The sequence below is a fragment of the Mucilaginibacter sp. KACC 22063 genome (assembly GCF_028736115.1).
In the GTDB taxonomy this organism is placed as follows: Bacteria; Bacteroidota; Bacteroidia; order Sphingobacteriales; family Sphingobacteriaceae; genus Mucilaginibacter.
Genome location: NZ_CP117877.1, coordinates 1,583,338 through 1,608,194 on the forward strand (window position 1 = coordinate 1,583,338; position 24,857 = coordinate 1,608,194).

Consider the following 24,857-nt stretch of genomic DNA (forward strand, 5'->3'; position numbering starts at 1 on the left):
CCATGACAAAACGACTCACATACCTTTTATTATTTTCACTTGTAGTCAATGCCTGCAGTAACACTAAATATCTGCCGAAAGGGGAGAAATTATATACTGGCGGCGAAGTGAAAATTGATAACAAGGACATTAAAAAGGATGATGCCAAAGCTTTGAAAACAGACCTTGAAGGATTACTGCGCCCAAAACCAAATGGCAGTATACTTGGGTTAAGGCCAAAGCTATATTTATGGAACATCACACAAACCAATAAAACAAAAGGAATCAGGCATTGGCTGCATGAAAAAGGCGAGCCGCCGGTTTTGGTAAGTTCCGTTGACCTGGACAAGAACAGTGAAATTTTAACCAACCGCCTGCAAAATCTAAGCTATTTTCAGGCGCAGGTAAATGGCGATACGGTAAGTAAAGGCCGCACAGCTAAAGCGGTTTACACAGCTGCTACCGGTCCGGCATACAGGATACGTAAGATAACTTTCCCAACTGGTACCACCAATAGTTTAGATACAGCTGTTGCTAATACAGCCAATGAAACTTTGCTTAAAGTAGGTGACAATTACAACCTGGATGTGATCAAGAATGAGCGTATCCGTATTGATGCACGCTTAAAGGAAAGAGGATTTTATTACTTCGCTCCGGAAGATCTGATTATTCGTGTGGATAGTACGATACAAAATCACCAGGTTGATCTATTTGTAAAAGTAAAAGACGAAACTCCTGATAAAGCACGCCGAATTTATACCATTAATAATATTTATGTATATCCGAATTATAGCTTACGTGATACATCGCTGAAGCTGGATTCGGCTAAAAAATATCGCTGGTTTAATATTGTACAGGGCCGTCGCGAAACAGTTAAGCCTTGGGTATTTAAAAATACCGTTCTGCTGCATCCCGGTGATGTTTACAACCGTACCAACCATACCAAATCGCTTAACAGGTTTATAGAGTTAGGTCCGTTTAAATTTGTCAAGAACCGTTTCGAAGACGTTTCTACAGATTCACCAAAGCTTGACGTTTACTACCAGTTAACACAGTATCCGCGTAAAGCCTTACAGTTTGATATATTGGGCCGAACCACATCAGCCAACTACAATGGTGTACAGGCTAACCTTAGCTGGAAGAACCGCAATGCTTTTAAAGGTGCAGAGCTGCTTACCGTAACCTTATTCGGTAGTACAGATACCCAGGTAGGGCAGGCTAACGGCGGTTATGCGTTATCACAGATTGGTATTAATACAACCCTTTCGTGGCCGCGTTTTATCAGTCCGTTTAACTTTAAATCAGACAATGCATTTATACCGCGTACTAATTTAAGCTTAGGCTACTCTGTAGTGCGCAGGGCACAGTTATATACGCTGTTCTCTTATAACGGTTCATTTGGTTACCAGTGGAAAGAAAGCCAGCGTAAATCGCACGAGTTGCATTTACTGGATATAACCTATGTAAACCCTCAAAGCGTAACTAAATTATATCAAGATAGTATTCGGTCAACCGGTAACCCTACGCTTAAACACGTTATCGATCGTCAGTTTACCTGGGGCCCAAGCTATGCATACACGTACGATAATACTACCGAAACCAAACGTACTAATACTTTTTATTACATGGGCCGTGCCAGCCTGTCAAATAACCTGTTAGGTATTTTCACAAGGGCAGATACGCCTGGCAGGGTAAAGACACTTTTTGGTACACCGTTTAACCAATATGTTAAACTGGAAAATGAAATACGTTACTTCCACAAAACCGGCCCTAACAGTACCATCGCTATGCGCTTGCTGGCAGGCTTTGGTTTACCTTATGGCAACTCTACTATTATTCCTTATAGCCAGCAATTCTTTATTGGCGGGCCTAATAGTTTACGTGGTTTCAGGGCCAGATCAGTAGGGCCGGGTAGTGTAGATCCATTACAATTTGTAAAAAATGGGCAAGACTTTATTCCGGATGCTTCTGGGGATATTAAGTTAGAGGGTAACATAGAGTACCGTCCTTATTTGTTTAGCATTGTACGCGGCGCTTTATTTGTTGATGCAGGTAACATCTGGACACTGCATTCACAGGGGCCTGATTATTCGGGCGGAACGTTCGGTAAAAACTTTTTGAGCCAGCTGGCGGTAGATGCCGGTTTTGGATTGCGGTTTGACGTAACCATATTGGTGCTTCGTACCGACTTCGGTTTCCCGATTGTAAAACCGTGGCTGCCATCAAGCGATCGATTTACCGCACCTAAGTTTAAAGACGGCATCTTCAATTTAGCAATAGGTTATCCTTTCTAATAGAGATGATAAAACAACAAAGCCCGTCCCGACATATCATCGGACGGGCTTTGCTGTTTTAAGCCAGTTTCATTTTTATTTCTTCGCGGTAAAGTTTAATAAAACTGATTGTATATACCACAAAGAATACAGTGATTACAGATAGCACAGCCGTATTAGTGCGGATAAGAAATTTATAATTATCATTATAAAATAGCTTTGGAACAAAATTGAAAATATTAAACATGGCGATGCTTAAATAGCTTACTTGCAATAAGGGTGCTATTTTAATAGACTTTTTGCTGCCTGATAATTGAATGCCGAAGCTTTTAAAGCACAAAAGCAATACCGGGCTAAAAGAAAATATATCCAGTGCAATTAAAAATACTTTTCTGTTAATATAAGTGTCTACCGTTAAATAAGAGGTTAAAGCCAGCAATAGCGTAAAACTAATCAGCGGAAACTTAAAATGTTCTAAAAAGTAGATCTTCTGTTTGCGATACAAAGCTTTCAGCAACACCTTTTCGCGCTCTTTTTCCATCGCTTTTAGGTTATTCTTTCCGCCAAAATCACGGTCAATCACTTGTTCTGTTAACGTCATTATCGTTTCATTGCTTTCAGGCATGCCTTCTATCGCACTGATAACGTGGTCTAAAACTTCTTCAAGCGTCTCCTGATATTTTATCTGGCTGCTAATAATTTTTCTGCAAATTTCTATTTGCTCAGCCGAGAGTTTCATTATTTAAGGGGATTAAATTTTAACTCGTATTCTTTTTTAAAAGCCTGGTAATATGATTGAATAAATACAGGTAATAAGATATACACTACTAATATAATTAAGATACCTAAAATGCTGGCCGGTTCAAGGCTTTTTATACGGGTAGCAAGCAAACCAAATATAAGACCCGTAAATCTGCCCGGAAAATTAAGCAGGTTAGTCAATATCTTATCCTTTACCGATTCCTTTTTGCCTTGGCCAAGGTAACCTGACCTGAATGGCCTGTAAAACCAATCGCCTATAGATGCTAAAAAGTAGAGGCCTACTACAACAAATAAAACAGGAGGATAAATGATATTTACTTTAAGGTAGAAAATAAATATGGCGCAGATCAATGTGAGGAACAGTCCGGTGCTGCGTAGATTTTTAAAGAAGATGACTTTAAACTGTCCCCAGATCTCTTCATTGGCAGATTGCTTATAGGCTTTCTCCAGATCTACTAATTTTTGCGAACCGCCAAAATCATATTGAATAATATGAGTAACCACTTCCTGAAACAGCAACTCGCCCTGGTATTGCTCTGCAGCCGAAAGAATGTGATCATAAACCTCGCTTAAAGTCTCCCTGTAAGTGAATATCTCATTGAGATAGTTGTGCAGATTTTGCTTTTGTTCAGTTGATATTATCATTTGGTAGCAGGTTTTAGGTTTAACAGCAGATGCAATTGCTCAACAAAGCTTTGTGCTTCTTTTACTTTGATAGTTACCTCTTTGCCGCCTTGTTCAGTAAGCCGGTAATATTTGCGTACACGGTTATCTACAATATCGGTAAAAGTTTCCAGTAAGCCCTCCGCCTCAAGTTTATGCAAAGTAGGGTATAAGGCGCCCTCAGTAAGCATAATCTCGCCCGAAGTGATCTCTTTTACTTTTTGTGTAATCTCGTAGCCATACATGCGCTCATTGTCTTCCAGTAATTTAAGTACAATGGTTTGTAAAGTGCCTTTTATCAATTGGTTGCTGCCCATATTCAAATGTATAACTAATTTATATACCTAACAAAATTATGCATTAGAATTAATTACAAAAAAAGTCCGCCTTATAAAGGGCGGACTTCCATATGATATACGAATTAATACTATGTATCTATACGTGCGTATTTCGCATTTTTTTCAATAAACTCACGGCGCGGTGCAACCTCATCGCCCATTAGCATAGAGAAGGTATAATCGCATTCCGCAGCATTATCAATAGTTACCTGGCGTAAGGTACGTGTAGCAGGATTCATGGTGGTTTCCCATAGCTGCACGTCGTTCATCTCGCCCAAACCTTTGTAACGCTGTACGTGTACGCTGTCTTCTTTACCGGCACCTTTTAAACGCTGAATCGCGGCATCGCGTTGTTCCTCGTTCCAGCAATATTCCTGGTCTTTACCTTTTTTTACTAGGTAAAGCGGCGGCGTAGCAATATATACGTACCCATACTCAACCAGCTCTTTCATATAGCGGAAGAAGAAAGTTAAGATCAGCGTGGTAATGTGCGAACCGTCAACGTCGGCATCCGTCATGATGATGATCTTGTGGTAACGTAGTTTGGCAAGGTTAAGTGCTTTGCTATCTTCAGGGGTACCAATGCTTACACCTAAACCGGTAAACATATTTTTGATCTCCTCGTTTTCGTAGATCTTGTGCTCCATGGCTTTTTCCACGTTCAGGATCTTACCACGTAGGGGCAAGATGGCCTGAAAATCACGGTCGCGGCCCATTTTAGCTGTACCACCAGCCGAGTCACCTTCCACAAGGTATATTTCACAAACTGCAGGGTCGCTGTTAGCGCAATCGGCCAGTTTACCCGGTAAGCCCGATCCGCTCATTACGCTCTTGCGTTGCACCATTTCGCGTGCCTTACGTGCAGCAGCACGTGCCGTTGCCGCCAGAATTACCTTATTAACGATCATCTTGGCTTCCTTCGGATTTTCTTCCAGGTAATTGCTTAAAATTTCGCCAACTGCTACGTTAACGGCGCCGCTAACCTCGCTGTTACCTAATTTTGTTTTTGTCTGGCCTTCAAACTGAGGCTCGGCAACCTTTACAGAAATAACTGCGGTTAAACCTTCGCGGAAATCGTCGCCGCTGATGTCTACCTTAACGTTCTTTAATAAGCCTTCTTTTTCGGCATAATTTTTCAATGTACGGGTAAGGCCCATACGGAAGCCTGCCACGTGTGTACCACCTTCAATGGTGTTAATGTTATTTACGTAAGAGTGTACGTTCTCAGAGTAAGTATCATTATACTGAAGCGCCAGCTCAACAGGAATGCCCTGTTTGTTGCCTTCTACATAAATAGGCTCCGGAATGATGGGTACACGTGTGCCGTCAAGAAATTTAACGAACTCTTTCAGGCCGCCCTCAGAGAAAAACTCTTCGCTGCGGAAACTGCCATCATCAAGTGTTTCGCGTTCGTCGGTTAGTGTTAAGCGGATACCCTTATTTAAGAAAGCAAGCTCGCGTAAACGTGCAGCAAGGGTATCGTATTTATATTCTAAAGTGGTTTGGAAAATTTCCGGATCCGGCTGAAAAGTTTGAATTGTACCTGTTTTGTCAGACTCGCCGATTACCTTTACATCAAATAAAGGTTTACCGCGCTCATACTCCTGGGTGAAAATTTTACCCTCACGATGAACTACAGTTTTTACGTGGGTAGATAGCGCGTTAACGCAGCTGATACCTACACCGTGCAAACCGCCAGATACCTTGTAAGTGTCTTTGTCAAATTTACCACCGGCGTGCAATACGGTCATTACAATTTCTAATGCCGATTTTTGCTCTTTGGTGTTAATACCGGTTGGGATACCCCGGCCATTATCGGTAACTGTAATTGAGTTACCGCTGTGTATAGTTACATTAATCGTATCGCAATATCCGGCTAAAGCTTCGTCTATAGAGTTGTCCACAACCTCATAAACAAGGTGATGCAAACCTTTAACGCCAGTATCGCCAATATACATGGAAGGACGTTTGCGCACCGCTTCCAAACCTTCTAAAACCTGTATATTATCTGCTGAGTAATTGGATTTATCCTGATTTTCTTCGCTCATGAATTTTATTTAAAACAACTAACAAAAATACGAAAAATTAGCCAAAAACCGGGTGTTGTGGAGAAAAAACGCTTTGTTAATAAGCGTATTAAAGCATTAGGATAATTAGATTGAAATTCTATCTTTGTCGGTAAATTTTTTTATCAGTAAGCGTACATAAATGAAAAAACTGGGACCGGTTTTAACCAAATTAACATTAGGAGTAGCCCTTGCAACGGCTATAGTTGCTTGTAACCAAAACAAACAGGCAGATAAACCTGCAGCAACTGTTGCAACAGGCAGCAGCAGCACAGCTGACAAAGCTGAAATTGTTTATATCAATCAGGATACTTTATTAAAAAACTATAATTACGTTAAAGATATGACCGGCCGTCTGGAGTCGCATGGTAAATCAGCACAGGCTGACCTGCAATCAAGGGGACAGGCTTTCCAACGCGAAGTTGCTGAGTATCAAAAAAATGCAGGTACTATGAGTGCCGATGCACGCCAGGCAACAGAGCAACGTTTGCAACGTAAAAACCAGGAGTTACAAGCTTACCAGCAAAATGCAGGTGCTCAGGTACAAAATGAGCAAATGAGCGAGCAGGCTAAGCTTTATGAAAAGATCTCTGACTTTGTGAAAACTTATGCCAAGCAAAAAGGCTACAAAATGGTATTAACTTATCAAAAAGGTAATGCCACTGTGCTTTACGGAGATCCAAGCCTTGATGTTACTGCTGATGTAGTAAAAGGCCTGAATGATGCTTATACCAAAGACAAGAAATAAGAATTGCTAATAAGAAACTGAAGCCCTCCGGATTTGCTTCGGAGGGCTTTTTTAATGCCATTAATTATGGAAAACACCGAACATGAAAAGTTTATGCGTTTAGCCATTGAGCTATCTGCAAAAAATGTGAAAGAAGGATTAGGCGGTCCGTTTGGAGCCGTAATTGTTAAAGATGGCGAAGTGGTAGCGGCAAGCGGCAATAAGGTGGTACCCACAAATGACCCGACGGCTCATGCCGAGGTATCCACTATCCGACTGGCCTGCCAAAAGTTAAATACCTATGATTTAAAAGGCTGTGTGATCTATACCAGTTGCGAGCCATGCCCTATGTGCCTTGGTGCTATATACTGGGCAAGATTAGATAAGATCTATTACGCTAATACCAAGGCAGATGCTGCTGATATAGGGTTTGACGATCAGTTTATTTATGAAGAAATTGACAGGCAGATGCATGAGCGTAAATTGCCGGTTGTACAAATGCTGAGGGATGAGGCAATAGGTGCATTTAAGCTATGGGAAACATCATCTCTTAAAACGCATTATTAGTTTTTAAGGACTACATAAGGCAAGTAAATAATTGCAAAGATGGTCGCCCAAAAGCGGCCATTTTTTGTTATGGGTTTATTATTTATTACCGATGCGTTGTAACTTATTGCTTTTGAATGTATTGATAGTGATTTCTTCCTGCGGGCAGCCGGATAGTCCTGCTGAAAACAATTCAGCACAAACTTTACCGAAAAATATCGACACAGAGCATATCACGCATATTGAAACCGGCAATACTACACCTGTTGAACTGCTGGATTTTGCCAAAACGCTGACAGGTGTCCCGTACAAATATGCTTCGACAGATCCCAAGAAGGGGTTTGACTGTTCCGGCTTTATCACTTACGTATTCAATCATTTTAATATAGCTGTACCCCGTATGTCGGTCGATTTTACAAACGTAAAGCATGAGGTGCCTATTAATGATGCAAAGCCGGGAGATTTGGTATTATTCACCGGTACAGATAGTACAAGCCGTGTTGTTGGGCACATGGGCATTGTAACGGTAAACACGGGCAAGGTAGAGGATATTGCTTTTATCCATTCAACATCGGGCAAGGCGAACGGCGTTACTGAAACACCAATGAATATCTATTACCAAAAGCGATATGTAAAAACCATTCGTATCTTTCCGCAAAACGAAAAATAGTTACGCTGCAGTTTTCAGCCAGTCTTTCCCTTCCACAAAACGGTTGATCAGCATGGCGGCTATGGTATCGCCGGTTGTATTAAGCAGCGTGGCAACAGGATCAATTAAAGTACCCATAATAATGGCCGGAGGCAAAGCTTCCGGAGGGAAGCCGTAAACAGAAATAAAAAGCAACTCGCCCACATATCCGCCATTGGGTATACCGCCCTCAACAATGCTTACTAAAACAGTTACGCCTAATGCAATCAGTATAGTTTCAGGGCTGTTGAAGCCTTTGCCAAACATGGCAAATACTACTGCCATTTTTAGTATGGATGATACACTTGAGCCATCTTTGTGTAAAGTACCGCCCAAGGGAATGGTAATGCTGGCAATGGTATCAGATATCCCCATCTTTTTTGCCGCGTCAAGATTCGCCGGAATGGTAGCAATACTGCTGCAGGTGCTCACAGCTGTAAATGACGGGATAATATTATTCTGCCAATATCGCCGGATGCCATTAACCCCGCCTGCAATAAAGGCATATATGGTATAAAACACAAAATAGTAGAATATGCTTACGCCGTAACCAATGCCCAGCGTATGCGCATAGGTGCCGAAAAGCGTTGGCCCAAATACCGAGACCTGGTAAGCAAAGAAAGCGCCTAAACCTACAGGGGCAACTTTCATAATCAGGATAAACAGGTTTTTAAAAACCTCGCTGCCTGCATTCAGAAAAGCCGTAAAAGCTGCTCCTTTTTCGCCCGAGCGTAGTGCCGCAAAACCTACAAGAATGGAAAAGATGATGAGCGCCAGCATGTTTTTCCTCGATAGTAGATTATATAACTCGTCGGTTGTAAACAGCGAAGTGATCTGATCGCCTATTGGTGTTTTGTTAATAGTTTCCATAATTGTGGTTGTCACCACGTTTTGACGCACCGGGAACAGTGTAACGGCAATAATGGTAAGTATCGCGGCTACCAGTACGGTGCCAATAAACACTGCAAACATGGTAAGCATAATTCGGGTAAGTTTTTTTGCACCTTGTAAATTGGCAATAGCCGATGATATGGCAAAAAATACCAGTGGTATAACCGCAACAAACAGCAGGTTTAAAAAGATATCGCCTATAGGTTTTATCACTTGTGTGTTTTTGCCCAATGCCAGACCGGTGATAGTTCCGGCTGTTATACCGAGTATCAGCCAAAAGATGCCTTTATAATTTTGAAACCAGCTGCTCATTAAATGTGTAAAACTTATTGCGGCAAGTTAATAAACTAAGAGTTATAAGTTGCTACATTGTCAAACCAAAACGCTGCCGTAATTTAATTGTCACATTGTCAGGCAGGGTATTGTGGCAAGCATTTTGAATAGTATATATTTGTTAAAACTTTAATTTTAAAAATCATGGCTTTAGAAATTACTGACGCAAACTTTGAAGAGCTTGTGTTAAAATCTGATAAACCCGTATTAGTTGACTTTTGGGCAGAATGGTGCGGTCCATGTAGAATGGTAGGCCCTGTTGTGGAAGAAATAGCTAAAGACTACAGCGATAAAGCAATAGTAGGTAAAGTAAACGTGGACAACAATCCTGGTATTTCAATGAAATACGGTATCCGTAACATTCCTGCCTTATTGTTCTTCAAAAACGGCGAAATCGTTGATAAGCAAATCGGTGCAGTGCCAAAATCTGTATTGGCTAATAAATTACAGGCACAACTGTAATCAAAATATATAGTGTTGAAAGGGCATCCATTGGATGCCCTTTTTTATTTACTTTAAATTAAAAGTTTTACTATATAAACAATTGATGTGCTTAAGCCTTTATATAACCATATGGTTAGGCTGCACTTTAAACTCCTGTTACTATCAGTTGCCCTTTGTTTTTGCGCCTGCAAAAACCAGGCTGACAAGACATCAGAACTTACTGAAAACGCCAATCGCTGGTATATGAATGCATCCATTTACAATGTAGATGTGCATGTATTTAAGGACAGTGATGGTGATGGCGTGGGTGATTTCAACGGTCTTACCGAAAAATTACCTTATCTTAAATCATTAGGCATTGATGTGGTCTGGCTGGCCCCTTTCCAACCAACTACCAACCGTGATGATGGTTACGATGTGACAGATTATTACAGTATTGATCCCAAGGCGGGCACAAAACAGGATTTTTTGCGCTTTGTGCAGGCTGCCAAAAAGCTACAGATCAAAGTGTTAATGGATATGGTACTTAACCATACGTCTATTGAGCATCCCTGGTATCAGCAGGCACGCGCCGACAGTAATTCTAAATATCACAGCTGGTATGTATGGTCGGCAAAAAGACCGAAGGATTATGATAAGGGAATGGCCTTCCCCGGCGTGCAGACAGAAACCTGGACCTATGACCAGGTGGCAAAGAAATACTATTTCCACCGTTTTTATGATTTCGAACCCGATTTAAACTTTGAAAACAAAGACGTACAGGCAGAAGCGCGCAAGGTGATTACTTTCTGGTTAAAGCAGGGTGTGTACGGTTTCAGGCTTGATGCTGTTCCGTTTATGATAGACCGGCCTGAGCGTGGGGATAAAAATCCTGATCCGATGTATTCCATATTAAATGATCTGCGGCAGGAGATGAATAAAACAAACCCGGATGCCATACTTTTAGGCGAGGCTAATGTTCCACCCAAAGAGAGCAAGCTTTTCTTCGGTAACAACAGCGACCGCCTGCAAATGATGTTTAATTTTTACGCTAACCAGTACCTGTTTAATTCATTAGCTAATGAAAATGCAAAATCATTTATAAATGCCCTACAGGAAACACACGACAAACCCCAGCAATCGCAATGGGCATATTTTCTTCGCAACCATGACGAGATCGATTTGGGCAGGTTATCCAGCCATGACCGTAACAATGTTTACAAAATAATGGGGCCTGAAAAAAATATGCAGTTATATGACCGCGGCATACGGCGCAGGCTTGCCCCAATGATCCATAATCCGAAAAAGCTGGCCATGTGTTATGCTATGCTTTATGCATTGCCAGGCAGCCCTGTGATCAGGTATGGAGAGGAAATCGGGATGGGAGATGATCTCACATTACAGGAGCGTTTATCGGTACGTACGCCTATGCAATGGAATGATAGTTTAAACGCCGGATTCACGACCAATAAAGCTCCTGTAAGGCCTATTGTATCTTCTGGCGATTACCAATATCAGAAAGTAAACGTTGCAGCGCAGGAGAAAGACCCACAATCGCTGCTTAATGAGATAAAGCATTTGAATAAGGTGCGGAAAACTTGTCCGGAAATTGGTTTGGGCAAATGGAAAATACTCAAAACTAATACAGATGATGTGCTGGCGTTAGAATATCAGTACCAGGGCAAGTCGCTTATTACTGTTTTTAATTTTACCGGTAAAAATGTGAATGTAAGTGTTGATGTACAGCAGCAAAATGCAAAACTGAAAAACGTATTAGCAAACAGCGAAACTTCAGTTGTTTCGGCCAATAAGCTTAAAACAGCATTAACAGCTTATGGGTACAAATGGTATAAAGTAGCTGATGAATAACAGAGACATCAATTAGGTTGGTGTTTTGTATATTGCTTGCCTATGCAGCTTAATAATGATCAACAGGTAAGGCACCTGGCTAATCTCGAACTATTAGCCAGGCAGGTAGTAGAAGGATTTATTACAGGCTTGCATCAAAGCCCTTTCCACGGATTTTCGGTAGAGTTTGCAGAACACAGGTTATACAACACGGGCGAATCGGTTAAGAACATCGACTGGAAATTGTTTGCACGTACAGATAAGCTTTTTGTTAAGCAATACGAGGAAGAGACCAATCTTCGTAGTTATTTGCTTTTGGACACCTCTTCGTCTATGAACTATCCTGTCAAAGGGATCAATAAGCTGCAATTCAGTATTTATGGTATTGCATCATTGATGTACTTGTTTAAAAAGCAGCGTGATGCATTCGGGCTTTGTTTATTTTCAGATAAGGTAGATATGTTGAGTGCAGCACGGTCGACCACAACGCATCTGTTTCACCTGTTTGCACAGTTGGATGCAGCCTACGCAGAACCTAAAACAAATATTACAACTAATATTAATGCAGTGCTCCACAGGGTTGCCGAAGAGGTGCATCAGCGTTCGTTAATTATCATCTTTAGCGATATGCTGGAGAATAGCCTTAATGAAGAAAAACAGCAGTCGCTATTTGCAGCTATTCAGCATTTAAAATACAATAAGCACGAAGTGATTATTTTCAATGTGAATGATAAGCAGCATGAAGTGGACTTCGAGTTTGATAATCGCCCGCATCATTTTATTGACATGGAAACGGGTGAGGAAATTAAGCTGCATCCGGGCCGTGTGCGTGATAGTTACCGCAGTGCTTTAAATACCTATCGCAGTGATCTGGAATTAAAATGTGCGCAGTACAATATTGACCTTGTTGATGCAAACATTCATCAGGGTTATTATGAGTTGTTAAAGGCTTATTTGGTAAAGCGCAATAAGATGATATAAAAAAGGCTGCCCGGATCTAACCGAACAGCCTCCAAATAGGGGTAACTCGAAACTAAAACTTTACATCTCAAAGCAACAAAACGAATATGAAGATTTAGTGAAGTTGAGTTTCGTTTTTAAATGTTAATAACACGCTGGTTTTCTGTCCTTTAACCGAATTTATATCGATCTCAATATTATGAAAAGCGGCAATACTCTTCACAATTGACAGTCCAAGACCGAAACTATCGCGTTCATCATTGTCAAGTTTTTCAAAACGGTTGAATGCGCGCTCAATTTCTTTGTTATCCATACCAATGCCGGTATCGCTAATCTCAAGAGCATATTTATGGTTAAGAATTTTATCTGTGATGGTTATTGAGCCGCCCTTCTTATTATACTTAATAGCGTTATTAATAATATTAAAAAGCAAGGTATGGATCAGGCTTTTGTTACCTACAATTTCAGGCTGATGTTCCAGCGCTATTTGCAGTTCCACACTTTTATCTTCCAGCCTGTCTTCTAATTCTTCTTCAATCTCGGTCAGTGTTTCATTGATCATGATAACATCAGTTTTATTAAACTGGTTATTTTCGATCTGTGAGATCAGCAAAAGGCTGTTAATAATTGCTTTTAAGCGGTTAAGTGTTTTTAATGAGGCAAATACTTTATTTTCTGTTTCTTCGGTCAGTTTGTCCTGTACCAATATATTTTCCAAACGGGATGTGATGATAGATATAGGTGTCATTAATTCATGCGATACATTGGCGATGAACTGCTTCTCCAGCATAAACATCTGGCTTATCTTACGCATCAATGAGTTAATACTATCATCCAGCAGATTAAAATCCTGGGTAGTGGTCTTTACTTTGCTGTAATCAAAATTTAAAGGGTCATTTACCTTGATCAGCTTATTTTCAATAATGTCATAAAAGGGGTTGAGCAGGTGCTTGGTAAAAACAAAGTCTGAAATAAGGGTGAGTACAAGCGCAATAGCCAGTATGATAAGGGTATAACCCTTAATGGTCTGTTTTAATTCATTAACAGCATCAATGGTATTGCCTACCTCTAATAAATAAGTATGATTGTAATAATTAAATTTACAGGTTAATATACGGTAAGTATCTTTGCTGTTCTCTATTGTGCGCTCAGCCGTACTAAAAGTATCTACAACGGTGGTAATGGGCTCATACTTGGTAGGCCTTAAAATAATGTAGTCGTCCTTTAAAATATTGTAATCGGTAAAGGTGGTTTGCTTTTGTAATATTTGTGAAATCTTGTCAGATGACAAGTGCTTCATAAACTCATTCTTCTTGTCCTCCAACCTTACTGATATATGATGGTAAGATATCTTTTCAAGAGAAAAAAGCAGCACCAGGCCTGTGAAAAAAATGGTCGCCAATTTAATCAGCGTATTATAAAGGGCTAGTTTAAACTGCAGTTTCATGGGCAGTATCAGATGTTTATGCGATAGCCTATGCTGCGCACAGTTTCAAACCAGTCGATAATGGCAAACTGAGACAGTTTTTTACGCAGGTTTTTTACGTGTACATCTACAAAGTTCGAATCTGAATTGATTTCCAACACATCACCCCAGACGTGTTCTGTAAGGTTGGTACGCGATATTACCCTGTTCTTGTTCAGCACCAGGTAGTTTAAAATTTCAAACTCTTTTTTGGTAAGGTTAACACGGTCTGTGCCATAATTAACCGTGCGGTTTTGGATATTTATTTTAAACCCTTTAACATCAATTTCATTACTTTCAAGTTTATGGCGTCTGCGCGTTATAGCATGTATGCGCGCCAGCAATTCATTTAATGAAAAAGGTTTCGGCAGGTAATCGTCAGCGCCTTCTTCCAGGCCGCGTATGCGGTCATCAACTTCACCTCGGGCAGTCAGTATAATCACCGCATCATCACGATCTTTCAGCTGCCTTAACATTTTTAGCAGTTCAAAACCGTCACCGTCGGGCAGGCCTAAGTCAAGCAAAATAAAGTCATAATTATTTACGAAGATCTTTTCCTCCGCCGATTTTCGTGTACGGGCATGCTCAACAGTAAAGCCTTCATGACTTAAATATTCATCAACCTCAAGAGCGAGGCTTTTCTCATCTTCAACAATTAAAACGTTCATTTGCAGCCAAAATACAAAAATCTAAAACTTAGAGTGAAAATTAACGTAATGTGTTTGAACATATTTTTAATTTTTGCACAAGGATTATCAAATTGCGCAATCAATTTTATCAAGATACTGTTTAAGTGTTAAGCACAATATATGAGACTTTCTATTGAACGTAAGCCCGTAAGGGTAAATCCCGATCCGAAACGCGTTATCGCCCGGTTCTTTTTTAATGGCACCGATAGGGCAAAAGAAGTGATACAGCGTGTTTTGGAATTATCAGAAGAGCAGGCATTTGCTATTATTTCTCCTTTGTTACAAGAGTATTCTAAACGGCACAGAAATATTACCCGGGTTTTAAACCGGCATTGCAGCAAACTGAAATCGTTATTTACTGAATTGAATGTTGATTATGACAGCCTTTCGGTGAATATGAAACTCCTGATCGGTTCTTATTTTACACATGAATATTCCATTGAATCAGCCGCTTTTTTTAATCCATCCATAATTGAGGATCCGGATCAAAGCGATTTGGAAGACGGCGAAAAGCGTGTGATTATCAGTTTCAGGGCAGTGGGCGAGGGGCACATTTCGTCTATTACATTCCGTCGTGCGCTGTTTGACAAAAACAATAACATTACGGTGATCCCTGCAGGCAGCTATATTGACGAAGCAGAAATTATCCGTAATGCAGTTTATAATAAAAAGCTGTTTTTTAACAAAGCTGCTATTACACAGATCAATATCGATGTATTGCGCGAGGTAGAGCAAAAGCTTGACCACCATTTCGAGTATGCAAATCTTCGCCGCATCCTGCTGGATTCGCAGGCGCTTCAGAAAGATGATATAAAGCGCTTAGAATATGACAAAATACTCTGGCTGGCTGATTCGTACTATGAAATCGTCTTCTCTATGGATACTGATATCTCTGACAGGGTAATTTTCCCAATTTCAGAGTATGAACGTAAAGGTATCGAAGATGCGCGCTTTGTAAAGTTTATGCATGACGATGGCAGTTCTGTTTATTATGCTACCTATACTGCTTATGATGGTGCGTTGATTATGCCGAAATTGCTGCAAACCAACGATTTTTATAATTTCCGCATTATGCCTTTATACGGTGCAGGTGCACAGAATAAAAACCTGGCGCTGTTTCCGCGAAAAATTAATGGTAGATATGTGATGATGTCGCGTATTGATGGTTGGAACAATTACATCATGTATTCTGACAAGATCAATATTTGGGAAGATCCTATTAAACTTCAGCAGCCCAAATTTTCGTGGGAATTTGTTCAGATCGGTAACTGTGGTTCACCTATAGAAACTCCGCATGGCTGGTTAATGATTAGTCATGGTGTAGGCCCGATGCGTAAATACGTTTTAAGTGTAAGCTTATTACGTCTGGATGATCCTGCTGTGGAGATAGGCCGTTTAAAAGAACCGCTGCTTGTGCCAAATTCTGAAGAACGTGAGGGTTATGTACCTAACGTGATCTATTCATGTGGTTCAATAATTCATAACAACAAGTTGATAATACCTTACGGCTTGTCTGATTATTCAACTTCATTTGCAGAGGTTGAAGTGGACGCGCTGATCAACCGCTTGTTAAGCGACGGCGTTTAGCAGATCTTAATGATATATCAAGAGCCCTTTATCCTTTTATCAAAGGTGAAGGGCTCTGTTTTTATAAGCCTGATTTTACTAAAATCACTGTGTTTAGGATTGATCAGGTAATTTACTTCTTCGTCTATAATTGATGAAGGTACTTGCAATAAAGCAGTTTTATTTTTAGTAAGCCATTCTTCGCCAATTTTTTGAGTGACTGGCATCTGCTCAAAGTCTTTCCAGTTAGCAGGGAGATCAATCAAATTAATCACATCTTTTTTAATGCGATCATCAATTTCAATGGTCATAATATTGAATGCCAGGCTTAATCCAATCTGGCTTCGGTGTACAACGTTTTCAAGGCAGGATAATGATCTTGAAGAGGCGGTATAGATAACAAAGGTTTCGTTAGGGTTCCATCTTGCCGCCCTGCCCGATGCCTTCAGGCTGTCGGAATACTGCCTCAATGCAATGCGATATACAAGCATTTTATGCCAAATCACCGTACTGTAAACGTATAAGCTCTTCTTCAATAAGCGTTATACCAGTTACAGTATCCATTAAATCAAATGGCTTTTGATTACCTAAACCATATGCCGGCACACTTAACCATGTGTGAAAGTTATGAGCAGAACCAAATATGGCTATACCTTTTTCAAAAAGTGCAAAAGATTTTAAGATCTTTTCACTTAATGCAGCATCAAGTTTATGATGGTTGTTGGTATGGTTATGTATAGTTTTTACAGTGGTTTTAAACGTTTCCTGGAATTCATTGTGCGTAAAGCCAGAAATATTGATAAAATCAAGGGCAGCCTTTGCATCAAGCCCTTTTTTTGAACTGGTTAAAAGCGCTATAGGATTAGCATATAACGCTTGGTATGGCATTGGACGATGCATAGTGGTTGGGGTTTCATAGTGTTCAAGAAAATCATGAGCCATAAAGCTGGCCTTATCATCAGCAGTTTTATAGCTTTTTGTGTTCTTTTTAGCTGCCTTAGCCTTTTCTTGATCCATAATCAAATTTAGTAATTTTTCTATATGTAAAAAGAAATTTTTCCAATTTTTTGTTTTTTACTGTATTTTAAACACTTTACCTACATTTGCCGTTCTTAAAAGTTATGTTAAAAAGAGTTGTAGTCACAGGTTTAGGCGCCTTAACCCCTATAGGTAATAATGTTGATTCGTTTTGGTCAAATGCAATTGAAGGTAAAAGCGGTGCAGGTAAGATCAGCCATTTTGATGCATCATTATTCCGTTCGCAGGTAGCTTGTGAGTTAAAAGATTTTAGCCCGGCTGCTTATCTTGACCGTGCCGAAATAAAAAGAACAGATTTGTATACTCAATATGCCCTTATTGCTACTGACGAAGCAGTTAATGATTCGGGTTTTGAGTTTTCAAAAATGGATCCGTTTGATGTGGGGGTGATCTGGGGATCGGCACAAGGTGGTACCGATACTTTTGAAAGCCAGATGCGTGAGTATGTAGAAGGAGACGGAACGCCAAGATTTAATCCGTTTTTTGTTCCGAAGTATCTGATCAATATGGCATCAGGTATGATCTCACTTCGTAATGGCTATATGGGCGTAAATTATTCACCTGTTTCTGCTTGCGCTACTGCCAACACAGCCATCATGGACGCTTTTAACTATATCCGTTTAGGAAAAGCTAAGATCATTGTAACTGGTGGTTCTGAAGCGCCTATTACACCTGCTGCATTTGGTGGCTTTAGTTCAATGAAGGCTATGTCTCACAGAAACGAAGATCCGCAGACAGCAGCCCGCCCGTTTGATATAGACCGTGACGGCTTTGTAATGGGAGAAGGGGCGGGAGCTTTAATTTTAGAGGAATACGAGCATGCGGTAAAACGTGGCGCTAAAATATACTGCGAAGTATTAGGTTCGGCCATGACTGCCGATGCTTATCACATGACAGCAACTCATCCTGAAGGGCTTGGTGCGGTAAAAGCAATGCAACTTGCATTAGCAGAAGGCGGACTGACCATTGATGATGTCGATTACTTAAATATGCATGCCACCTCGACACCGGTTGGCGATCTTTCTGAGTCTAAAGCCGTATCAAATATTACAGGCCACAAAAAAACAAAATTGAAGCTAAGTGCTACCAAATCAATGACTGGCCATCTTCTTGGCGCTGCTGGTGCTGTTGAAGCTATACTAAGCATTAAAGCTATTGAAAACGGTATTATACCACCAACAATTAACACTCAAACTTTAGATCCGGAAGTACCAAAGAACTTAAATATCGTACTGCGCGAAGCTATTGACCATCCGGTGAGAGTTGCCATGAGCAATACCTTTGGTTTCGGTGGCCATAACGCAATTACTGTATTTGGTAAAGTTTAATCAGCCAAGTATTTGCTGGTAAAGTTTATAATAATCGTCAACCATTTTATCTAACGAGAAATTGGCTGCTGCCCAATTATAGCATGCTTTACGGTCTATCAGGCTTAATTGATTTATATGGTCAACGGCCTCATCAACTGTTTTTACAAGGTAGCCTGTTTCCTGATGCTTAATCAATTCTGGCATCGACCCGCGATTAAATGCAATAACCGGGGTGCCGCAAAGCATCGCTTCGGCAACACTCATACCAAAGGGCTCGTTAAAATTAATCGGATGCAGCAATGCTGCGGCTTTACCCAACAGCTCTTTGCGTTTTTCAGGGCCTGCATGGCCAACATAAATTACCTGTTCGTTATCAATAAAAGGCTCAACACGCTCGCGGTAATAGTTAGCGTCCTGTACAATGCCGGCAATCAGTAACTTTCGTTTTGCCTTTTTTGCTATTTCAATAGCTTCTGCGGCACCTTTGTCATGATGTATACGGCCAAAATAAAGAAGATAATCTTCGGGTTCAGCGTTGAACTCAAAATCGTCCGTATTTAAACCATTATAAACCGTAGCCAGGTAATTTAATTCGGGGTTACGGTCAGCATTGCTTATAGAAACATAATACCCACGATCATTATACTTTTTATAAACCGGAACAATCTTCGGCGAAGAAAAACCGTGTATGGTGGTAATAACTGGTGTGTTTATTAATCCTGAATAAGTAAGCGGAAGAAAATCAAAGTTGTTATGGATAAGGTCAAAATCAGATGCTTGCTCCATCAGGTTACTAATGTGCAGGCATTCTAAAACCTTAGCATCCTGGGTTCGGTCTTCCTCATAACCCTGTTCACAAACAGATTGTAGCTTACCTGAGGTGATGGAATCGCCGGTGGCAAACAGAGTTACATCAACGCCACGTTTAACCATGCCTTCGGCTATATTTGATGCCACTTGTTCCCATGGGCCGTAATGTCTCGGAGGCGTACGCCAGGCAACAGGAGCTAAAACAGCAACCTTCATGTTGATAATTTATGAATGAGTGATTTAGTGAATCATTGAAATGGTGAATTACAGAATTAGTGAATTAATTACTCACTCATTCTGTAATCACTAATTATTAGCACACTTGCACGTTATGCCCAAATTTGTTGTATTCATACTCCAGCTCAAAAGCTTTAAGTACGGTAAGGTGCGATATAAGGTATGCTAATGTACTTTCGGCGCCCTGGTTACGGTTAATGCCGGTTGGCATCAGACCGTCGCAGCAACCTTTAGTTTCATAATCATAAAGCGGTGCACGCAATGTGTTTTCGCCCAGGAACCATTTGTAGCTCAGGAACATTTTTTCAATGTATTCCGGTTCGCGGAAGGTTTCATAAGCCTGGAAGTGCATCATCACCATAGCCATCGTTTCTATAGCCTGCTGATCAAAGGTAGGGAAGGTGCCGCCACGATAGTACCAGCCGTCATTACCTACCGGACTTAAATATCCGTTAGATAAAGTAAGCTGATCTAAAAACGCCATTGTTTTTAATGCAATCTGCTTTACTTTTTCGTTACCGGTTATCTCGTAGTTGTGCAATAAAGCCAATGGTAATATGGCATTATCATAGGTCATTCCCTCTTCAAACCATTGCCAGTCATCAGACTGTGTTCTTTCATAGGCTTCAATTAACGGTTGCGTTAATCGTATCATTTCCGCCATCATGCCTTCGTCGGTTGGATACACTTTAAGGTAAAGGCAAATACCGATGATGGTGTTTGCCATGCCGCGGATATGCTGCAGGTTGCTAAAATGCGGATATGAACGGTGGAAAAGTTCTAATGCAAACTCGCGGTAAGAATTATTAGCCGCACAGCCGATTAAATGACCCAATGCCCAAATGGTTCTGCCGAATGAGTCCTCTGATCCTACTTCATCCAGGTAACGGCGATCGAAACTTAAGAAGTTACGGAAGTTACCGTCTTCGCACTGCATGTAGTGAATGTAGCTGAGATAAATAGGCAGCAACTCCAAAGCTTCAGGGCTTTTATTGCGCTGATAAGCCATCAGCGCCATAATTAAGGCGCGGGCATTATCGTCAAGGCAATAACCCTCTTTTAAATTAGGGATACCGTATTTAGCGTGTTGTACAATACCCGTATCATCAGTTAAGCGTAATACGTGCGCCATGCTGAATTTAGGCATAATTTCAGGGTCAACAATGCTGTTTTTTAAAATCTTTTCACTGAAATCGTGATTGATAGCAGCTTCCTGCGCAACCTTGATAAACTCTGAACCTATAACAGGCCAGCGTAAATGTAAGCCATAATTGTAAGCGTTTTGTTTAAGTGCGTTCAGCTTATCTTCATTATCTAACAGATCAATAATGGTGTCGGCCAGCATTTCAGAATCTTTAAAATCGAACAGACGGCCGCGGTTATGGTCAAGCAGCTCTGTTGCATGCCAGTATGGTGTTGATACTACAGCAGCACCAGAACCTACTGCATAGGATAATGTACCACTGGTAATTTGCGCCTCATTATGGTATGGCGTAACGTAAATGGTTGTAGCGGTAAGATAATTGATCAGCTCTTCTTCGGCAACAAATTTATTGATGAACGCTAAATGATTAGCGACCTTTAAACGTGTAGCTAATGATTTTAAGCTATCGCGATATTCCTCACCCGAATGCTTAACTACACCAGGGTGAGTATTACCTAAAATGACATAAACTACGTCGGGGTGTTTCTCAACAATTCTTGGTAATGCTTTTACAACGGTTTCGAGGCCTTTGTTGCGGCTGATTAGGCCGAAGGTCAGCATTACTTTTTTATTCTTGAATATGGAAAGGTTTTTAACCGGATTATCTTTTGGCGCTTCCAGGTCCGGAACACCATGTTCGATGATCTGAATTTTATCCGGAGCTATTTCATAGATATTTACCAAAAACTCTACCGCACGCTTGCTCATCACAATGATTTTTGACGATTGCTCGGCAATTTCACGAATGATGATGCGCTGTACATAACTTGGCTCACGCAAAATAGTGTGAAGGATAGAGATCAGCGGTTTTTCCAGCCTGTTTAATAATGGCAGGATATATATACCGCTTTCGCCCCCATAAATACCAAACTCATGTTCTAAAATGCAGGCATCAGCGTCGCTGGTATTGATGTAGTTGGCAGCGCGTATATAATCTTTCTGATCATTCTGTCTGATTACATATTTTACTTCTTCAGGATACTCATACTCCTGCAGGTTTTCAGAATCATTGATGGCAACAACATATCCATTTTGTAAAACGTTTTTTCGTTCGGGAAAATTTGCGCTGATGGCGCGCATTAAATTGTAGTTAAAGGTTGCTATGCCACACTCGCGCGGTGTATAGGTTGATATATATGCTATTTTCATGTTTATAAGTAGTGTTCTGTTTTATGCTTGCTTTTTCGCTTTTTAGCGACACCGGGTGACTTAAAAAAAGGCCACATAATTTGATCTTAACAGCTTTTGTATGCTTAATCGGCAGAAATATTCCGGTGCCCGTTATAGAGCATAAACTGTACCAATATAATTAGCAGATATATACTTAAAATTACAGTTTTGTTAACTATTAAAGCTGTTTGTACAATGATCAATTGCAGCTAAAATAATGCTGCAAGCCCGGCGTATTTCATCTTCTGTAATAATTAGCGGAGGGGCGATGCGCATCGAGTTATCGCAGTGCAAAAACCAGTCGGTAATTAACCCGTTTTCAATACATCGGTCAATCACGGCTTTATTAAAAACAAAGCTATCCAGCTCAGCAGCCAGCATCAGTCCTTTGCCACGTACCTCTTTAATAGCAGGGTGTACCAGCAAATCTTTAAAAAGCTGGTTCTTGGCATCTACACCTTTAATTAAGTCTTCGTCGATAAGTGCTTCTAAGGCTGCTAAACCCGCAGCACAGTTTACCGGGTGACCGCCAAAAGTAGTGATGTGCCCAAGTATAGGATTATTTTTTAATGACGACATGATCTCTGTCGATGCGACAAACGCACCGATAGGCATGCCACCACCTAATGCTTTTGCCAGCAAAAGAATATCGGGTACAATGTTGAAATGCTCAAATGCAAACATTTTTCCGCTTCGTCCAAAGGCTGCCTGTATCTCATCAAGTATGAGCAGTGTGCCTGTTTCGGTGCATCGTTTGCGTAAAGCCTGCATGTAGGCTACGTCTGGTACACGTATACCAGCCTCGCCCTGTATGGTTTCTAAAATGACACAAGCTGTTTTATGGGTGATCTTTTCAAGATCGGGCAGGTGATTGAAGTTGATAAATTTTACCCCCGGTAGTAAAGGGCGGTAAGCCTGCTTAAATTCTTCGTTACCCATAACGCTTAGCGCACCGTGGCTACTGCCATGATAAGAGTTATTAAATGCTATGATCTCGTGGCGTTTAGTATAACGCTTTGCCAGCTTTAATGCTCCTTCCACAGCTTCGGCACCCGAATTAACAAAATATACCGAGTTAAGATTTGACGGCAATAGGCTTACCAGTTTTTCTGCAAAACGTACCTGCGGGGTTTGCACATACTCGCCGTACACCATCAGGTGCATATACTTTTCAACCTGTTCTTTTACAGCATTAACCACGTTTGGATGGCAATGGCCGATGTTGCTTACACCAATACCCGATATCAGGTCCATAAAGGCCCTGCCCTTGGCATTGTACATATAAATGCCTTGTGCCCGTTCAAACTGAAGTAGTAAGGGGAAGTCCGTAGTTTGTGCGTTGTTGGCTAAAAATAACTGGCGTAGCGTTAACATATTACAAAAATACAAAAGGCTTGCCGATTACAACGACAAGCCTTTTGCGAGTGGCACAGATAATATCAATTTCCCGGAGTTCTGCGTTCGCGGAGTTGTTTATATAACTCCTCTCGAAACTCCTGTTCGCTTTTATAAAGGGTGCTTACCTTATCAGCAGGTAAAATTTTTAAAAATTCAGACTGGTACCTTTTACGGATAGCAAGCAGTTGCTGCTCATAAGCAATATCACGGTTAGCTTGTTCCATACCGCTGATTTGGGTATTGTTGTTGTTTTGGCGTTTCTGTGCTAAAACAACACTTAGCTCGCCCTGATACTGGTTATACAAAGGCCAAAATCGGTCTGCTTCTTCAGGCGACAGATCAAGGCGTTTGTTGATGTAAGCGTTTTTTATCGCATCCAGCTTAGGGAAACGTTTGGCCTGCCGGGTAGGATGGGTTTCCCTAAAAGCCTGGCCAGGGTATGGCGAAGGGCGGAGCTGTGCTTTTGCAGCCTGCCCAAAAGTAAATAGTGTTAGTATGAATAAAATAATTTTCACCAGCCTTTTCATTACCCCTAATGATGTTAATTGTTGCTCAGATAATCAGCCAGATCATCTGTGCTTACAGCGTTAAGATCGTTTGCTTCGCTTTGATCATCTATTGCCTTGTTGCCCGTGTTGTCCAAATGATATTGCAGGTAACCTTCAATCGTATTATCCGGAATTTCAGATAATGCCTTGTGCAGGTATGAACGGTCATGCTGTGCCCTTGGATTGATCTCCCCGAAGAAAATACCAGCGCCGATAATCAAGGCAAAACATGCAGCCGTAGCATACTTGAATGTACCTGATGAGATCAGCCTTTTTACAAGGCCCTTACGCTGAATAGCATCCATGCCGGTAGCCTGGTTCATTACTTTGCGGTTAAGGTTTTCAAAGTAATTTTCAGGTACGCTGAAAGGTGTTTCCCGGCTTAATGTTTCCTCAACGAAAATACGGCTTTGTATCTGTGCGGCCATATCATCAAAATACCCATCCGGAACGGCAAAGGTGTTTGCATGGTCACCTATCGCTTCCTCAATCTTTACCCGGGCCATAATGCTGGTGCTCAATTGCTCAAAATAGCCATTGGGCACTGCAAAGCTTTCAGCATCTGCCGACGCTGCTTCTTCAATGCTGATCCTGCTTGTGATTTTTGTGCTCAGGTCATCAAAGTAACCCTGTGGCACTGTAAAGTTCTCGCTTTCGGCAGGTGCAGCTTCCGTTATGGCTATTTTAGCAGCAATACGGTTGCTTAGCTCTTCAAAATAATTTTCCGGGACAGCAAATTGCTGCGACGAAGGTGTAACTAAATCATTTAACTGAACGCTCGATATTATCCGCTCTTCAAGGCCGTCAAAATAGCCAACAGGCACCGTAAACGGGTTACCGGGGGTAACCTGTTTAAGTGACATGTAATCGTCTGGCCACTCTTTGTTGTCTATATCGGTTTTCATATCGTAGTATAGATACTTAT

Annotated in this window: 23 protein-coding genes; 9 read left to right on the forward strand and 14 right to left on the reverse strand. The window is 41.0% G+C overall.

Annotated features, from left to right (window positions below; all coding sequences use genetic code 11):
• Positions 1–2 precede the first annotated feature (2 nt).
• Entirely contained in the window at positions 3–2,273 is a 2,271-nt protein-coding gene (gene tamL / locus PQ461_RS06890) for a translocation and assembly module lipoprotein TamL (RefSeq protein ID WP_274302694.1), read from the forward strand.
• A 58-nt stretch (positions 2,274–2,331) separates the two neighbouring features.
• Here tamL and PQ461_RS06895 read toward each other — a convergent pair whose 3' ends face one another.
• The 4 genes from PQ461_RS06895 to gyrB all read right to left on the reverse strand — a co-directional run bounded on the left by PQ461_RS06895 (position 2,332) and on the right by gyrB (position 6,063).
• Positions 2,332–2,991: a hypothetical protein gene (locus tag PQ461_RS06895; protein ID WP_274302695.1), complete on the reverse strand. Its 660-nt coding sequence runs from the start codon at positions 2,989–2,991 to the stop codon at positions 2,332–2,334.
• Complete coding sequence (locus tag PQ461_RS06900; RefSeq protein WP_274302697.1) at positions 2,991–3,659, reverse strand: hypothetical protein; 669 nt, start codon at positions 3,657–3,659, stop codon at positions 2,991–2,993. The genes PQ461_RS06895 and PQ461_RS06900 overlap by 1 nt, the downstream gene beginning before the upstream one ends.
• On the reverse strand, positions 3,656–3,994 hold the full coding sequence (locus PQ461_RS06905; RefSeq protein ID WP_274302699.1) for a PadR family transcriptional regulator: 339 nt from the start codon (positions 3,992–3,994) through the stop codon (positions 3,656–3,658). The genes PQ461_RS06900 and PQ461_RS06905 overlap by 4 nt, the downstream gene beginning before the upstream one ends.
• 110 nt (positions 3,995–4,104) lie before the next feature.
• Complete coding sequence (gyrB, locus tag PQ461_RS06910; RefSeq protein WP_274302702.1) at positions 4,105–6,063, reverse strand: DNA topoisomerase (ATP-hydrolyzing) subunit B; 1,959 nt, start codon at positions 6,061–6,063, stop codon at positions 4,105–4,107.
• Positions 6,064–6,223: 160 nt separating this feature from the next.
• Between gyrB and PQ461_RS06915 the strand changes: the two genes are divergently transcribed.
• The 3 genes from PQ461_RS06915 (at position 6,224) to PQ461_RS06925 (ending at position 8,024) form a co-directional block, all read left to right on the forward strand.
• Positions 6,224–6,829 carry an OmpH/Skp family outer membrane protein gene (locus PQ461_RS06915; RefSeq protein ID WP_274302703.1) on the forward strand — a complete coding sequence of 202 codons (606 nt, stop codon included), beginning with the start codon at positions 6,224–6,226 and terminating at the stop codon, positions 6,827–6,829.
• A 66-nt stretch (positions 6,830–6,895) separates the two neighbouring features.
• On the forward strand, positions 6,896–7,375 hold the full coding sequence (locus PQ461_RS06920; RefSeq protein ID WP_274302704.1) for a nucleoside deaminase: 480 nt from the start codon (positions 6,896–6,898) through the stop codon (positions 7,373–7,375).
• 112 nt (positions 7,376–7,487) lie between these two features.
• Positions 7,488–8,024 (forward strand): C40 family peptidase, encoded by a 537-nt coding sequence (locus PQ461_RS06925; RefSeq protein ID WP_274302705.1) that lies wholly within the window; start codon positions 7,488–7,490, stop codon positions 8,022–8,024.
• Here the strand turns inward: PQ461_RS06925 and PQ461_RS06930 are convergent, their stop codons facing one another.
• Positions 8,025–9,245 (reverse strand): dicarboxylate/amino acid:cation symporter, encoded by a 1,221-nt coding sequence (locus PQ461_RS06930; RefSeq protein ID WP_274302706.1) that lies wholly within the window; start codon positions 9,243–9,245, stop codon positions 8,025–8,027.
• 165 nt (positions 9,246–9,410) lie between these two features.
• On the opposite strand from PQ461_RS06930, the gene trxA reads away from it, so the two are divergent.
• The 3 genes from trxA to PQ461_RS06945 all read left to right on the forward strand — a co-directional run bounded on the left by trxA (position 9,411) and on the right by PQ461_RS06945 (position 12,518).
• Positions 9,411–9,728: a thioredoxin gene (trxA, locus tag PQ461_RS06935; RefSeq protein WP_274302707.1), complete on the forward strand. Its 318-nt coding sequence runs from the start codon at positions 9,411–9,413 to the stop codon at positions 9,726–9,728.
• Between the two features lie 111 nt (positions 9,729–9,839).
• Positions 9,840–11,558: an alpha-amylase family protein gene (locus PQ461_RS06940; protein WP_274302708.1), complete on the forward strand. Its 1,719-nt coding sequence runs from the start codon at positions 9,840–9,842 to the stop codon at positions 11,556–11,558.
• Between the two features lie 42 nt (positions 11,559–11,600).
• Positions 11,601–12,518, forward strand: coding sequence for a DUF58 domain-containing protein (locus PQ461_RS06945; RefSeq protein ID WP_274302709.1), 918 nt, complete (start codon positions 11,601–11,603; stop codon positions 12,516–12,518).
• Between the two features lie 94 nt (positions 12,519–12,612).
• Here the strand turns inward: PQ461_RS06945 and PQ461_RS06950 are convergent, their stop codons facing one another.
• Positions 12,613–13,944: a sensor histidine kinase gene (locus PQ461_RS06950; RefSeq protein ID WP_274302710.1), complete on the reverse strand. Its 1,332-nt coding sequence runs from the start codon at positions 13,942–13,944 to the stop codon at positions 12,613–12,615.
• An 8-nt stretch (positions 13,945–13,952) separates the two neighbouring features.
• Positions 13,953–14,630, reverse strand: a complete 678-nt coding sequence (locus PQ461_RS06955; protein ID WP_274302711.1) for a response regulator transcription factor — start codon at positions 14,628–14,630, stop codon at positions 13,953–13,955.
• A 141-nt stretch (positions 14,631–14,771) separates the two neighbouring features.
• Here PQ461_RS06955 and PQ461_RS06960 point away from each other — a divergent pair, with 141 nt between their 5' ends.
• On the forward strand, positions 14,772–16,238 hold the full coding sequence (locus PQ461_RS06960; RefSeq protein WP_274302712.1) for a glycoside hydrolase family 130 protein: 1,467 nt from the start codon (positions 14,772–14,774) through the stop codon (positions 16,236–16,238).
• A 17-nt stretch (positions 16,239–16,255) separates the two neighbouring features.
• Here PQ461_RS06960 and PQ461_RS06965 read toward each other — a convergent pair whose 3' ends face one another.
• Positions 16,256–16,708: an RES family NAD+ phosphorylase gene (locus PQ461_RS06965; protein ID WP_274302713.1), complete on the reverse strand. Its 453-nt coding sequence runs from the start codon at positions 16,706–16,708 to the stop codon at positions 16,256–16,258.
• 1 nt (position 16,709) lies between these two features.
• Positions 16,710–17,234 (reverse strand): Xre family toxin-antitoxin system antitoxin, encoded by a 525-nt coding sequence (locus tag PQ461_RS06970; RefSeq protein WP_274302714.1) that lies wholly within the window; start codon positions 17,232–17,234, stop codon positions 16,710–16,712.
• A gap of 104 nt (positions 17,235–17,338) precedes the next feature.
• Between PQ461_RS06970 and fabF the strand changes: the two genes are divergently transcribed.
• Positions 17,339–18,583: a beta-ketoacyl-ACP synthase II gene (gene fabF, locus PQ461_RS06975; RefSeq protein ID WP_274302715.1), complete on the forward strand. Its 1,245-nt coding sequence runs from the start codon at positions 17,339–17,341 to the stop codon at positions 18,581–18,583.
• On the opposite strand, the gene PQ461_RS06980 is transcribed toward fabF, so the two are convergent.
• From PQ461_RS06980 to PQ461_RS07000, 5 genes are all read right to left on the reverse strand, one after another.
• On the reverse strand, positions 18,584–19,591 hold the full coding sequence (locus PQ461_RS06980) for a glycosyltransferase family 4 protein (protein WP_274302716.1): 1,008 nt from the start codon (positions 19,589–19,591) through the stop codon (positions 18,584–18,586).
• 97 nt (positions 19,592–19,688) lie between these two features.
• Positions 19,689–21,965 carry a glycosyltransferase family 4 protein gene (locus PQ461_RS06985; protein ID WP_274302717.1) on the reverse strand — a complete coding sequence of 759 codons (2,277 nt, stop codon included), beginning with the start codon at positions 21,963–21,965 and terminating at the stop codon, positions 19,689–19,691.
• Positions 21,966–22,157: 192 nt separating this feature from the next.
• Positions 22,158–23,360, reverse strand: a complete 1,203-nt coding sequence (locus tag PQ461_RS06990) for an aspartate aminotransferase family protein (RefSeq protein WP_274302718.1) — start codon at positions 23,358–23,360, stop codon at positions 22,158–22,160.
• Between the two features lie 65 nt (positions 23,361–23,425).
• Entirely contained in the window at positions 23,426–23,911 is a 486-nt protein-coding gene (locus tag PQ461_RS06995; protein WP_274302719.1) for a hypothetical protein, read from the reverse strand.
• Positions 23,912–23,925: 14 nt separating this feature from the next.
• Positions 23,926–24,837: a hypothetical protein gene (locus PQ461_RS07000; protein WP_274302720.1), complete on the reverse strand. Its 912-nt coding sequence runs from the start codon at positions 24,835–24,837 to the stop codon at positions 23,926–23,928.
• Positions 24,838–24,857 lie beyond the last annotated feature (20 nt).

Bases quoted from the DNA above. Each gene is read 5' to 3' on its own strand.
- PQ461_RS06985 (WP_274302717.1), bottom strand. From the start codon at position 21,965: ATGAAAATAGCATATATATCAACCTATACACCGCGCGAGTGTGGCATA.
- PQ461_RS06990 (WP_274302718.1), bottom strand. From the start codon at position 23,360: ATGTTAACGCTACGCCAGTTATTTTTAGCCAACAACGCACAAACTACG.
- PQ461_RS06955 (WP_274302711.1), bottom strand. From the start codon at position 14,630: ATGAACGTTTTAATTGTTGAAGATGAGAAAAGCCTCGCTCTTGAGGTT.
- PQ461_RS06960 (WP_274302712.1), top strand. From the start codon at position 14,772: ATGAGACTTTCTATTGAACGTAAGCCCGTAAGGGTAAATCCCGATCCG.
- PQ461_RS06905 (WP_274302699.1), bottom strand. From the start codon at position 3,994: ATGGGCAGCAACCAATTGATAAAAGGCACTTTACAAACCATTGTACTT.
- PQ461_RS06930 (WP_274302706.1), bottom strand. From the start codon at position 9,245: ATGAGCAGCTGGTTTCAAAATTATAAAGGCATCTTTTGGCTGATACTC.
- PQ461_RS06995 (WP_274302719.1), bottom strand. From the start codon at position 23,911: ATGAAAAGGCTGGTGAAAATTATTTTATTCATACTAACACTATTTACT.
- PQ461_RS06920 (WP_274302704.1), top strand. From the start codon at position 6,896: ATGGAAAACACCGAACATGAAAAGTTTATGCGTTTAGCCATTGAGCTA.
- PQ461_RS07000 (WP_274302720.1), bottom strand. From the start codon at position 24,837: ATGAAAACCGATATAGACAACAAAGAGTGGCCAGACGATTACATGTCA.
- PQ461_RS06940 (WP_274302708.1), top strand. From the start codon at position 9,840: ATGGTTAGGCTGCACTTTAAACTCCTGTTACTATCAGTTGCCCTTTGT.
- PQ461_RS06965 (WP_274302713.1), bottom strand. From the start codon at position 16,708: ATGCTTGTATATCGCATTGCATTGAGGCAGTATTCCGACAGCCTGAAG.
- trxA (WP_274302707.1), top strand. From the start codon at position 9,411: ATGGCTTTAGAAATTACTGACGCAAACTTTGAAGAGCTTGTGTTAAAA.
- PQ461_RS06915 (WP_274302703.1), top strand. From the start codon at position 6,224: ATGAAAAAACTGGGACCGGTTTTAACCAAATTAACATTAGGAGTAGCC.
- PQ461_RS06950 (WP_274302710.1), bottom strand. From the start codon at position 13,944: ATGAAACTGCAGTTTAAACTAGCCCTTTATAATACGCTGATTAAATTG.
- tamL (WP_274302694.1), top strand. From the start codon at position 3: ATGACAAAACGACTCACATACCTTTTATTATTTTCACTTGTAGTCAAT.
- PQ461_RS06900 (WP_274302697.1), bottom strand. From the start codon at position 3,659: ATGATAATATCAACTGAACAAAAGCAAAATCTGCACAACTATCTCAAT.
- PQ461_RS06895 (WP_274302695.1), bottom strand. From the start codon at position 2,991: ATGAAACTCTCGGCTGAGCAAATAGAAATTTGCAGAAAAATTATTAGC.
- gyrB (WP_274302702.1), bottom strand. From the start codon at position 6,063: ATGAGCGAAGAAAATCAGGATAAATCCAATTACTCAGCAGATAATATA.
- PQ461_RS06980 (WP_274302716.1), bottom strand. From the start codon at position 19,591: ATGAAGGTTGCTGTTTTAGCTCCTGTTGCCTGGCGTACGCCTCCGAGA.
- fabF (WP_274302715.1), top strand. From the start codon at position 17,339: ATGTTAAAAAGAGTTGTAGTCACAGGTTTAGGCGCCTTAACCCCTATA.
- PQ461_RS06970 (WP_274302714.1), bottom strand. From the start codon at position 17,234: ATGGATCAAGAAAAGGCTAAGGCAGCTAAAAAGAACACAAAAAGCTAT.
- PQ461_RS06945 (WP_274302709.1), top strand. From the start codon at position 11,601: ATGCAGCTTAATAATGATCAACAGGTAAGGCACCTGGCTAATCTCGAA.